The sequence below is a fragment of the Cloacibacterium sp. genome (assembly GCF_047601505.1).
GTDB lineage: Bacteria > Bacteroidota > Bacteroidia > Flavobacteriales > Weeksellaceae > Cloacibacterium.
This window is the reverse complement of the sequence record NZ_JASGJD010000001.1, coordinates 2,968,047-2,980,741: the sequence shown is the minus strand read 5'-3', so window position 1 is coordinate 2,980,741 and position 12,695 is coordinate 2,968,047. Positions and strand designations below refer to the sequence as shown.

General features: G+C 30.9%; 7 protein-coding genes. 6 read left to right on the top strand and 1 reads right to left on the bottom strand.

What is annotated here, in order from left to right:
- Position 1: 1 nt before the first annotated feature.
- Positions 2–1,249 (top strand): restriction endonuclease subunit S, encoded by a 1,248-nt coding sequence (locus tag QM746_RS13530; protein WP_414984711.1) that lies wholly within the window; start codon positions 2–4, stop codon positions 1,247–1,249.
- A gap of 43 nt (positions 1,250–1,292) precedes the next feature.
- Here the strand turns inward: QM746_RS13530 and QM746_RS13525 are convergent, their stop codons facing one another.
- Entirely contained in the window at positions 1,293–1,826 is a 534-nt protein-coding gene (locus tag QM746_RS13525; protein WP_414984710.1) for a restriction endonuclease subunit S, read from the bottom strand.
- 825 nt (positions 1,827–2,651) lie between these two features.
- On the opposite strand from QM746_RS13525, the gene QM746_RS13520 reads away from it, so the two are divergent.
- The 5 genes from QM746_RS13520 to QM746_RS13500 all read left to right on the top strand — a co-directional run bounded on the left by QM746_RS13520 (position 2,652) and on the right by QM746_RS13500 (position 12,676).
- The gene (locus tag QM746_RS13520; RefSeq protein WP_414984709.1) at positions 2,652–3,578 is read left to right on the top strand and encodes a tyrosine-type recombinase/integrase; all 927 of its coding nucleotides are present in this window, start codon (positions 2,652–2,654) and stop codon (positions 3,576–3,578) included.
- A gap of 101 nt (positions 3,579–3,679) precedes the next feature.
- Complete coding sequence (locus QM746_RS13515) at positions 3,680–6,538, top strand: type I restriction endonuclease subunit R (protein ID WP_414984708.1); 2,859 nt, start codon at positions 3,680–3,682, stop codon at positions 6,536–6,538.
- Positions 6,539–6,605: 67 nt separating this feature from the next.
- Positions 6,606–9,458: an McrB family protein gene (locus QM746_RS13510; RefSeq protein ID WP_414984707.1), complete on the top strand. Its 2,853-nt coding sequence runs from the start codon at positions 6,606–6,608 to the stop codon at positions 9,456–9,458.
- Positions 9,459–9,460: 2 nt separating this feature from the next.
- The gene (locus QM746_RS13505; protein ID WP_414984706.1) at positions 9,461–10,705 is read left to right on the top strand and encodes an McrC family protein; all 1,245 of its coding nucleotides are present in this window, start codon (positions 9,461–9,463) and stop codon (positions 10,703–10,705) included.
- A gap of 747 nt (positions 10,706–11,452) precedes the next feature.
- Complete coding sequence (locus QM746_RS13500) at positions 11,453–12,676, top strand: site-specific integrase (protein WP_414984705.1); 1,224 nt, start codon at positions 11,453–11,455, stop codon at positions 12,674–12,676.
- Positions 12,677–12,695 lie beyond the last annotated feature (19 nt).

Sequence of the window (12,695 nt, the reverse complement as noted above, 5' to 3'; positions counted from 1 at the left end):
GATGAAAGAAGAAAATAAAAGTGTAAAGAATTTTCCTAATTCAGGTGACTTAGGGATTCCAAAGCTCAGATTTACTGAATTTGGGATTGAAAAATGGGAAACTATAAGATTGGGAGAAATTGCAACTTTCACTAAGGGCAAAGGCATTTCAAAAAGTGATATAGATGAAAATGGTGAAACTGAATGCATTAGATATGGAGAGTTATATACTTTTTATGAAGAAGTTATTTCTGAAATAAAATCAAAAACAAATACAGATATTTCTTCTCTTGTTTTAAGTGAAGCTAATGATGTTATAATTCCTGCTTCTGGTGAAACTCAAATTGATATTGCAACCGCATCTTGTGTTCTCAAATCTGGAGTTGCTTTAGGTGGAGATTTGAATGTAATAAAAACCAAAAATAATGGTGTTTTTCTTTCATATTATTTGAACAGTAAAAAGAAATTAGAAATTGCAAAACTCTCTCAAGGAATTTCTGTTGTACACTTGTATTCAAGTCAATTAGCATTATTAAATTTGAAACTTCCTCAATTGGAAGAACAAAACAAATTAGCAAACTTTTTATCTCTTTTAAATTCTCGTATTCAAACCCAAAAGAAAATAATTGAGAAGTTAGAAACCTTAATGATTGACAGTCGTGAGAATTTATTTTCACAGAAAATCAGGTTCAAGGATGATGATTTTTCAAATTGGGAACAGAAAAAACTTGGTGATATATTGATTGAATCAAATGAAAAATCAACAAAAAATAACCAATACAGAGTTATTTCATCTACTGCAAAAGGATTATTTTATCAAGATGAATATTTTACTCGAGATATTGCTAGTCAAGACAATACAGGATATAAAGTTTTAAAAAAAGAACAATTGGTATTTAGTCCTCAAAACTTATGGCTGGGAAATATAAATGTAAATACTAGTTTTGAAATAGGTTTAGTATCTCCATCATACAAAATTTTTGATTTCAATACAAGTCTAACCTCCTACAGTTTTTGTAATTTTTTCCTAAAGACTTCAATAATGTTGTTTGAATATGCTCAATCTTCTATACAAGGTGCAAGTGTAGTTCGGCGAAATTTAGATTTAAATATGTTTTTTAATATTAAAATCTTATTACCATCAATAAATGAACAAACTAAAATTGCCAATTTTCTTTCATCCATTCAAGAAAAAATAGAAACAGAAAAACAAATTTTAGAAAAATTAGAACTTCAAAAGAAATTTCTTTTGTCTAATTTATTTATTTAAGGAAGCAAAGCCTGTCAAGGCTCTTCTGGAAAACCAAAGTTCTTTACACAAAAAGATTTTGTAATAAGTATTTTTTCTGATTTTCGTATTGAGTTAATAACTCGTTTTCTAAATTGATTTTTTCATCAAGAGATAGCAAAAATTTATAAATCTTCTCTTGCTCTTCTTCATCCATCGGCAATAAAATACTTGCTCCATTCAAAAATGTTTCATTATTGATATTCATTGTATTTTTTGCTCCTTTCTGAACCAATGGATTTAAATAATTAAAAGAATTTACAGATAAGTTAAAATATTCGTGAAGTAGATATCCTAATGCATAAGTTTTAGTTGTAAAAACACAATATAATGGAGAAACCACACCTATTCTTCCTGTTCGATTTTGCTTAATAATTCCAAAAGGAAAATCAGAAGTAGGACTTTTAGTATAAACTAAATCACCTGGATAAACTAATTTGTAATGTAAAATCTCTTTTGCTGAAAAGGAACGTCCCAAATGTTCAATCTGATTAATAACTCCTTTATGTTTTGCTACAGAAAATACTTCATTATATTTATTATTGGGATTTTTATGCAAGTGTTCTTCTGATATTTCAGCTAATTTTTTTCGGTCCCAATTCTGTGTTTTATTATCAGTTTTAAACTTAATTTTATTTTCAAATAGCTTTTTAATTATCGAAATCTTTTGTAATGATAAACCCTCAATTATTTTCCTTTGGGTTTGAATACTAGAATTTAAAAGAGATAAAAAGTTTGCTAATTTATTTTGTTCTTCAAATTTAGGAAGTGTTCAAATTTAATAATGTCTTAAATTGACTTAAATACAAGTGCTACATACATGAAATTCAGCTAGAGATGGAGATTTTGCAATTTCTAATTTCTTGTTTACTGTTCAAATAATATAAATTGAAAAACACTATAAATTTTGGTTTTTATTATATTGAAATCTCCACCTAAAGCAACTTTCAGATTTAGAACACAAGATGCTGGTTGCAATGTCTGAATTTGGGTTTCACCAGAAGCAGGGAATTATAATATCATTACCTTCACTTAAAACAATAGAAGAAATATCTGTATTTGTTTTTATTAATGATTTCAGAAATAACTTCTTATAAAAAGTAGTATAATTCTCCATATCTAATACAAGTAGTTTATCTTTTGATCTTCATTTTTTTTATATTTTTACCCTGTAGAAAATGTAAAAAGATTTTCAAAATAGTTCTTATATTTGATTTTTCATCTCCTTCAGAACCCCGGAATCGTAAATTAGGAAATAAAATTGGTCTTTTCTGACTAAATAAGATTGAGAAGAAAATTGTTCCTTAATCCTTTTTAGAGGAGATAATTTCTAATCATCACTAACTTTAGGGTCTTAAATAATTAATATTAAAATCAAAAAATCATGACAAGAAAGAAAACATTAGCAGAGATTGCTGAATTATGGAAGAATGACAAAAAGCTGTATGTGAAAAAATCAACTTTTTCGGCTTATGTGCTGTTGCTGGAAAATCATTTATTGCCTGTATTTAAAGATTATTTTGAGGTTGAGGATGAAGATGTACAAAAGTTTGTGTTTCAAAAACTAGATCAAGGACTAAGTCAGAAAAGCATCAAAGACATTCTCATTGTTTTGAAGATGGTATTAAAGTTCGGAGCAAAAAATAAATGGATTGAATTTATTAATTTTGATGTGCAATATCCTACGGTTAGAGAAACACATAGTATTGAAGTGTTGAGTAGAACGCACCAGAAAAAAGTAATGAGTTATATTCAAGAGCATTTTACCTTTAGAAATCTGGGTGTTTATATCTGTCTTTGTTCTGGAATGCGGATTGGTGAGATTTGTGCTTTGACTTGGGAAGATATTGATACAGATAACGGTATTATCAATATTCGAAAAACCATCCAAAGAATTTACGTGATTGAAGATGGAGAACGCAAAACAGAATTATTGATTGATACTCCAAAAACCAAAAACTCTATTCGAGAAATTCCAATCAGCAGAGATTTACTTAGAATGCTGAAACCTTTTAAGAAAATTGTAAATCCTGATTTCTATATTTTGACCAACGATTCTAAACCAACAGAACCTAGAACATACCGAAGTTATTATAAGAATCTCATGCGTTTTCTGGAAATTCCAGACATTAAATTTCACGGACTAAGACACAGTTTTGCAACAAGATGTATAGAGAGTAAATGTGATTATAAAACAGTGAGTGTTTTGCTAGGCCATTCTAATATCAGTACAACTCTGAATTTGTATGTGCATCCGAATCTTGAGCAGAAGAAAAAAGCAATAGACCAGATGTTTAAAGCGCTAAAATAGTTGTAGTTATAACTGATTATTTCATATATTTGAAAAAACTATTACTCACTTAGTCAAAGCATTAAGCTTTGACTAAGTTTTTAACAAAAACTTAAAACCAAATGTCAAGTCAGCCAGAATATATTTTAGAGCAAAAATTAATAGAACAACTTCTGCAATTAGGACATAAAAAAGTATCTATCAGAAATGAATCTGATTTAATTCAAAATCTGAAATCACAACTCGAAATTCACAATAAAAAGACATTTTCAGATACTGAGTTTGAAAAAATCCTCAATCATCTTTCCAAAGGAAATGTTTTTGAAAAAGCAAAAACATTGCGTGACCGTTTTCATTTTGTAAAGGATGATGGGAGTTCGGAATGGATTGAATTCATCAGTCAAGATCATTGGTGTCAGAATCAGTTTCAGGTAACTCATCAAATCTCACAGGAAGGGAATTATAAAAATAGGTATGATGTAACTATTCTTATCAACGGATTACCTTTAGTACAAATTGAACTGAAACGTCGTGGTCTGGAAATGAAAGAGGCTTTCAATCAAATCAACCGCTACCATCATCAGTCTTTCAATTCCGGAAGTGGATTGTTTAATTATGTTCAGTTGTTTATCATCAGTAACGGAGTAAATACAAAATATTATTCCAACAACGCAAAGCAGACATTTAAGCAGACTTTCTTTTGGTCTGATGAACACAATAATAACATAACTCAACTAGACCATTTTGCTCCTGCATTTTTAGAGCCTTGTCACATTGCTAAAATGATTACCAAGTATATCGTTTTGAATGAAACGAATAAGATACTGATGGTTTTAAGACCTTATCAATATTATGCTGTTGAAAAAATTGTTGACAGGGTAAGAAATACGGATAAGAATGGTTTTATCTGGCATACTACAGGTTCAGGGAAAACATTGACTTCCTTTAAAGCCAGCCAGATTCTGAAAGAAATACCTAAAGTAGAGAAAGTTGTTTTTGTGGTTGATAGAAAAGATTTGGATTATCAAACACAAAAAGAATTTGATGCTTTTGAAAAAGGAAGTGTGGATGCCACAGAGAATACAGCACATTTGGTTAAGCAACTTTCAGACAATACAAAATTGATTGTAACTACTTTACAGAAGTTAAATACTGCAATTACAAAAGAAAAGCACGGTAATAAAATTGACAAACTGAAAGATAAGAAAGTAGTTTTCATTTTCGATGAATGTCACAGAAGTCAGTTCGGAGATACGCATCAGAATATCAAAAAATACTTTAAGAACGCCCAAATGATTGGCTTTACAGGAACTCCGATTTCTGAAGTTAATTCAATTGGGAAAATAGACGGAGCTCCGGCAACCACTAATAGACTATTTGAAGATTGTCTACACAAATATGTGATTACAGATGCGATTCGTGATGATAATGTTTTGAAGTTTTCTGTAGAATATGTGGGGCGATACAAAGAAAAAGAAGGAAGCAATACTTACATTGATACAGATGTTGAAGCAATCGACACACAAGAACTTCTTGAAAGCCCTAAACGTCTTGAAAAAATTACAGATTATCTTATCGCTGAATATGGTAGAAAAACACATAACAGTACTTTCAATGCAATGTTTTGTGTAAGTAGTATTGATGTTTTACAGAAATATTATGACCTTTTCCAAAAGAAAAAAGAAGAGGGTAAACATCAATTGAAAATTGCGACTATTTTCAGCTATGGAACTAACGAAGAATCTATTGATTCCAATGGAATTTACATAGAACCTGAGTTAGGAATGGTAGCAGAACCTCAAGCGCAGTATGGAGATTTTCATAGCAGAAATGTATTAGAAAGATATATTGGTCATTACAATGAAATGTTTGGAACTAACTTTACGACCAAAGACAGTCAGAGTTTTTATAATTATTACAATGATATTGCTAAAAGAGTTCGCAATAAAGAAGTTGATTTAATTATTGTAGTCAATATGTTTTTGACTGGATTTGACAGTCCACAATTGAACACTTTATTTGTTGATAAAAATCTGAAATATCATGGATTGATTCAGGCATTTTCTCGTACCAACAGATTGTTAGGCGAAAAGAAATCGCAAGGCAATATTGTTTGTTTTAGAAATCTAAAATCTGCAACCGACGAGGCTGTGACTTTGTTTTCTAATAAAGAAGCCATTCAGGAAATTATCATTTATCCAATTGAAGATTATATTGAGCTTTTCAATGCTGCTTTAGATACATTAAAGATTGTTGCTCCGGAAATTGACAGTGTCAACAGTTATCAAACCGAACAGAAAAAGTTTGAATTCATCACTGCTTTTCGTGAAGTAATGCGTGTTCTGAATGTTTTAAAATCATTTGCAGATTTTGATTTCAATAAATTGGAAATGACCGAATATGAATTTGATGGGTATAAAAGCAAGTATTTAGATATTTGGAAAGAAACAAGACCGCAGGGAGGCGAAGGAAAAGCCAGCATTTTGGATGACGTTGATTTTGAACTTGAGTTAATTCATCGCGATGAAATTAATGTAAGTTATATTCTATCTCTTTTAGCAAACCTTACTGATTCAAATCTAAAAGGAGATAAATTAGAAAAAAAGAAAAAAGAAATCAGAGATATTCTTTCTGGCGATGCCAAGCTTCGAAGCAAAAAAGAACTGATAGAAAAATTCATAGAAGAAAACCTACCTCATATTTCTGACGGAGACAATGTCAATGAAGAATTTGAAAAATACTGGGATAAAGAAAAAAACTCTGCTTTTGAAAAAATAGCCACAGAAGAATCTTTGAATAAAGACAGATTCAGAGATGCTATTGATGATTTTCTTTTCACTTCCAAAACTCCAAAAATAAGTGACACGTTAAAGTTACTTGAAATAAAGCCAAAGCTTACTGAAAGAAATAATATCGGAAGAAGAATTATTCAGAAAGTGCAGGATTTTGTGGATGTGTTTATTGATGGGGTGGCGAGTTAAGATTTAAAATAAATTAATTCAATTAAAATAAAGCCTAATCCTTGTCAAGGCTACATTATTAAAGCAAATGATAGATTACAATATCTTAATAGATCGCTTTTTAAATATAACTGACGTCATCGGCAATCCCAATGAAGGTTACAAGTATGATGCAATTAACCATTTCCAATCCAATTGGATTCTAGAGAGTTCTGATTTTCATACAATGTTTAGAACTGCTTTTGCCAAACGAGAAAATCTTTTTTATCAGAACTCTTGGGGTTTCATTGATAAATGTGCAGAGCATTTTCCAGAGATTACAAGAATGATGTTTCGTGATTTGTATGATGAGAATATAGATCTTGAGGTTCGAATCAGTAATTTTCAAAGTAAAGCAGATGAACTGTTAGACCAACTGAAAAGTCAACTGAACCGAGAGAATTTAAATGCCCAGCAAGATGAGCGAACAGTAAGTGTTTATCTGGGCTTCCGATATCCGGAAAAGTATATCTTCTATATGTTCAGTTTTTATGGCAGATTGGCAAAGGAGTTTAATTTAGTTGGAGATTTTCGAGAGAAAAAAAACTATCTAAAGTTATTAAGTCTGTTACCAGATTTCAAGAAAGTTGTAAAAGAAAGAAAAGATTTTGTAGAACACTATCGCAGTTTCTATGCAACACCTAACTGGGATGATACCAATCTGATGATTCAGAATATTCTTTATGTAGGCTATCGATTGGATTTGGATGGTATATATGATGGAAGCTTACTGCATTTTTCAAAAAATGAGCTATTGAAATATTATCAAATTTTGGATAAACTCATTGAAAGATTTAATCTTCAGAAAAAGGATTATCGTGTTGTATTTAACGAGTCTGAAAAGCAACTCAATTTTACGGTTGGGCAAAAGTATGTATGGTGTCTGAAATCTAAAAATAAACTCAACAGGTATAGAGCAATAGCAAACGAAAAATTTGGACAGAGCATAGAGATTTTCAATTCAGAAGCTAATAAGTTTCTTAATGATTCCGATGATTTTAATCTGATCGATAAGAATTTTGATTTGATAGCTTCGGCTATTGGTAATGAACTGGAGAAGACAAATAAATCTGGTTATTATAAATTCAATAGCGAGTTTTTTGAAAGAATGGCTTTTGATAAAGAATTTAGAACACTCATCTTAGAAAAAGTAGTTAATGATTCAAAAAGTGAAGCTATGAATTATTGGGTTTTCCAATGTAATCCTAAGAATTACTTTCTTTCAACAGCTTTGAGAGATAATGCAGTTAACTCTTGGAAGGTTAATAGTCATCGTGAAAATATCAAAATAGGCGATAAAGCTATAATTTGGTTAACAGGACAATATGCAGGTGTTTATGCTTTGGCAACAATTGTGTCGCTTCCAAGTTTGGATATTGAAGATGACCTCCAATACTACAAAGTCCAACCTAATAAAGATGAATATAGAGTTTCTATTGAAATAGATTTTAATTGTTACAATCGTCCAATCCTAAAAATAAAATTAGAAAAATATTCCTGGTTTTCTAATATGAATGTTGGACTTCAAGGAACTAATTTTAAATCTTCAGAAGAAGAATATTACAATCTATTGAGTTTAATTAATAATACAAATGAAATTAAGAAATTATCTAGTATGAAATTGCCTCTCAACCAAATCCTCTACGGTCCTCCCGGAACAGGGAAAACCTACAATACCATCAACAAAGCCATCAGTATAACCAATCCTTCTTTTGATTTAAACCAAAACAGAGATATTTTAAACCAAGAATATGCTCGTTTGGTAGAAGCGGGGCAAATTGTTTTCACAACTTTTCATCAAAGCATGTCTTATGAGGATTTTATTGAAGGGATAAAACCCATTATGAATGAAGGTGAAGGTGATTTGACTTATGAAATCCAAAACGGAATCTTTAAAGAGATTTGTAAATCAGCTGTAGAAATAAGCAAAAATAGCATTATTGATAATTTTGATGAGAGTTGGGAGAAACTTATTGAATCGGTTAAAGCGCATATTGCTGATGAAAAATTATTAAAAATAGGTTCTTGGGAATATGGTTTATCTACTAAAGAGTCATTAAAATATTCATCTTTAAATTCGCCGTCTCAATATACTTTTACTATTACAAAACAAAATATTAAGGATGCTTATCAAGATAAGCAAGCCAGACCATCAGGTGCATTTCAAAAGGATATGCTTGATATTGTTCAGTATATGAAATCGCATTTTAAATTATCTGAATATCAGAAAGATGATGCAAATACTGGAAATAATGAACAAATTAAAAATTATGTTCTCATCATCGACGAAATAAACCGAGGAAATGTTTCCCAAATTTTTGGAGAACTTATTACTCTGATAGAAGAAGGCAAACGTCTTGGCAATGAGGAAGAATTAAAAGTGACACTGCCTTACAGTAAAAAAGAATTTGGTGTTCCATCAAATCTCTATATCATCGGAACGATGAATACTGCGGACAGAAGTGTGGAAGCTCTTGATACAGCCTTAAGAAGACGTTTTAGTTTTATAGAAATGATGCCAGATATAGGAGTGGTTGAAAAAACGGATTTTTTAGATTTTCCAAGAGTTCAAATTATGCAGAAGATTAATGAAAGGGTAGAGTTGCTGTTGGATAAAAATTATACTTTGGGGCATTCTTATTTTATCAAAGATAATTTTCGAGCTTCTTTTAAAAACGAGATTATTCCTTTGTTACAGGAATATTTTTACAATGATTTTGGAAAAATGGGATTGATTTTAGGAAGAGGTTTTGTAAGAGAAAAAGAAATTTCTAAGTTCTCTCATAAGAGTGTATTTGCAGATTTTGAGACGAGAAACGAAATTGAAATCATAAAATCCTATGAACTTATTCCTTTTGAAGAAGTTGAGTTTAATAATGCTTTAGAATTATTATTAGCTTAATAATGTTGAGACGAAATTCTATACAGGTTTTCGAGCATAGTTTTCTGGCTATTGGAGAAAGTGGTTTTGAGAAGCGGCATTTTGAAGCATTATCAAAACTCAATGCTCTGCACAATTACCAATATTTTGATTTAAAACACAATGGCGTGGTCTTCAAACAATTCGTAGGTGTGATTCAGGTGGATGGTTTAACGATAGAAATTCTACCTAAAGTAGATCGATATGAATTTGAAACTTCGGCAAACAAAACCAACTGGCAAAAGGTTTTGATAGAAATGTTGAAAGTAACCAAACGGCTGAAGATTCAGCAAATAGGTCATGCAAATGTTTCCAGACAATCCATTCATCTTTTGGATATTTATTTTGAATGGTTTTTGAGTGAGGTACAATTATTAATTCATCAAGGCTTAATAAAACAATATTATAAACAAACTGGCAATGTGAAAGCTTTGAAAGGGAAGCTTGAATTTGCTAGTCATATCAATAAAAATTTAGTTCATAAAGAAAGTTTTTGCACGACACATGAGGTGTATGACAAAGACCATTTGATACATCAGATTTTGGGTCAAGCATTGGATATTATTGAGCACCTTTCAAAAGGTAGTTATCTGTACAGCCGATGCAAAACGGTACAACTCGATTTTCCGGAAGTAAAAACTATTAATGCTAATGAAAATACTTTCAGTAAAATTTCCAAATCGAGAAAGACAGCATCTTACGAAACAGCTATATCTATTGCAAGACTAATTATACTAAACTATGCTCCTAATATATCAAGCGGTTCAGAAAAAATGTTAGCATTGCTTTTTGATATGAACAGTCTTTGGGAGGAATATGTTTTGATAAAATTAAAGCAAGCTGCACAGAAAAGAAATAATGGTATTGAAGTTTATGGGCAGGATTCGAAAGCGTTTTGGAACGGAGTTACGATTCGCCCTGATATTGTTTTGAAAAAGAATGGCGAGGTTGTTTTAATTATTGACACCAAATGGAAGAATATTGATCAGTCAAAACCCTCGACACACGATTTGAGACAGATGTACGTTTATAATGAGTATTGGACAGGTAAAAGGTCTCTTTTGTTGTATCCTTCGAATGAGAATAGTTTAGAGAGTTTTTATGGTTTTGAAAAAATTACAAAAAATGAACATCATCAATGTGGTTTGGGAAAAATTTCAGTATTAAATTCTTTTGGGCAATTAGATGATTTTATTGGGAGTAAAATTGTAGATATAATTAAGGATTAGAATTTACTGTACATAATTCCACATAATAAATAAAAAGTAATGACACAAAATAAAAACAGAAATCAAAGATAATTCGCTCCCAAGTACACCTTCTAAATTCTGTCAAGGTCAAGCCCTTCGGATTTTCAGAAATAGTTTTTACGTATAAAAATCTACGCAAAAACTTTTTCCAAAAAACCTTGTCAGAATGCCACGCTCATTTTCAAAAGGCTTTCTTTTTTTTCTTTTTTTTTCTTCGTTTTCTTTTAGAGAAATTTCAACTGAGAAATATAAGAAACAAAAGAGAAGGATTAAATTCTAGGTTTTAACTCTAAAAAATCTGTTCAAATTTTAGCCTTTTTACTTGCATATTTGAGCAGAAATTTTTAGTTTTACTAGGTAAAATTTAAATTAGGATTTTACCACTTTTTTGCAGGTGACCTATTTAGGTCCTTTCAGAAGATGCTACAGTAAAAAGCTTATCAATAAAGAGATGAAGGGAGGTTACAAAATCCCTCACTCTCCGCTGGTTGTAGAAACAAACAACATTAAAAGCCTTTAAATCTTAGTATTTAAAGGCTTTTAATGTTGTTTAGGGGTTTCAAAATATATCAAAATATTACAAATCGAAAGTGAGTACTTTGGTGAGTACAAAAAATATCGGTTGTCTACTCACCGAATATCAGGCAAACAGCCTGTTCATCGACTGAATATCTTGTAGGCTTTAAGATTCGCAAATACATTTAACAATCTTAAAAATCTAAAGTTATGGAAACTTACAATGTCCTTTTCTATGCCAAAAAAGTCAAAAACAATCCTAAAGCTTCTACAATCTATTTACGGATCACAGTTTCAGGTAAAAGAACTGAAATTTCTACAGGTCAGACCATTAATACCTCACAATGGGGTATAAAATCGGGAAAAGTAGCTGGCAATACTCCCAATGCTAAACAATTGAACGCATTATTGGAAGGAATCCGGTCTAAGATATTTGAATGTTATACAGCCCTTTTCAATACTGGCAAAGAGATTACCTGCGAAAGCTTACGAAACAAGTATCTAAAAATAGAGGAAAGAAAAGTTACCCTTATAGAAACGTTTAAAGACCATAATTCAAAGATGAAAGAGTTGATAGGAAAAGAATTTTCCAAGGGCACTTGGGAAAGATATGAAACCTCATTGAGGCATACTCAGTCATTTTTGAAATGGAAATTTAATCTTTCGGATATTAATGTCTGCGATGTTAACCCTGCATTTGTTGCCGATTATGAGTTTTATCTACGAACAGTTAGGAATTGTTCAAATAATTCTGCAGTAAAATACATCAAGAATTTTCAGAAGATAATCAATATCTGTCTGAATAATGAATGGATGAGTAAAAATCCTTTTATAGGATATAAGTCTAAAATAGAAAAAGTAGATGTCCGGTTTTTGACCCCTCAACAGTTAAAAGACATTCAATCAAAAAACTTTATTTCTGAGCGCTTAAGCATTGTGAGGGATATTTTTGTTTTCTGCTGCTATACAGGTTTAGCCTATGTGGATGTGAAAAATCTTACAAAACAAAAAATCAGTGTAGGTATTGACGGAGGATTATGGATAAAAACGAAAAGAGCGAAAACAAAAATTGAAGCTAGTATTCCCTTGTTATCTGAAGCACATGAAATCTTAACAAAATATGGGAATCATCAAAAATGCTTGAATGAGAATACAGTTCTACCGGTATTGAGCAATCAAAAGATGAACGAATATCTAAAAGAGATTGGGGCGTTATGTGAAATTGATTTTGATATTACTTTTCATACTGCCAGACATACATTCGCTACAACAATTACGCTTAATAATGGTGTTCCTTTAGAAACAGTCAGCAAGATGCTTGGACACACTAATATTAGAATGACCCAACATTATGCTAAAATACAGGACAAAAAAATAGGAGAAGACATCTCGGCTTTAAGAAATGTATTAATGGAAAACAATAAAGCAGGATAATAAAGAAATATCTTTCAAA

Excerpts from the sequence above, each read along its gene's own strand:
- QM746_RS13530 (WP_414984711.1), top strand. The coding sequence starts at position 2 with ATGAAAGAAGAAAATAAAAGTGTAAAGAATTTTCCTAATTCAGGTGAC.
- QM746_RS13515 (WP_414984708.1), top strand. The coding sequence starts at position 3,680 with ATGTCAAGTCAGCCAGAATATATTTTAGAGCAAAAATTAATAGAACAA.
- QM746_RS13510 (WP_414984707.1), top strand. The coding sequence starts at position 6,606 with ATGATAGATTACAATATCTTAATAGATCGCTTTTTAAATATAACTGAC.
- QM746_RS13505 (WP_414984706.1), top strand. The coding sequence starts at position 9,461 with ATGTTGAGACGAAATTCTATACAGGTTTTCGAGCATAGTTTTCTGGCT.
- QM746_RS13500 (WP_414984705.1), top strand. The coding sequence starts at position 11,453 with ATGGAAACTTACAATGTCCTTTTCTATGCCAAAAAAGTCAAAAACAAT.
- QM746_RS13520 (WP_414984709.1), top strand. The coding sequence starts at position 2,652 with ATGACAAGAAAGAAAACATTAGCAGAGATTGCTGAATTATGGAAGAAT.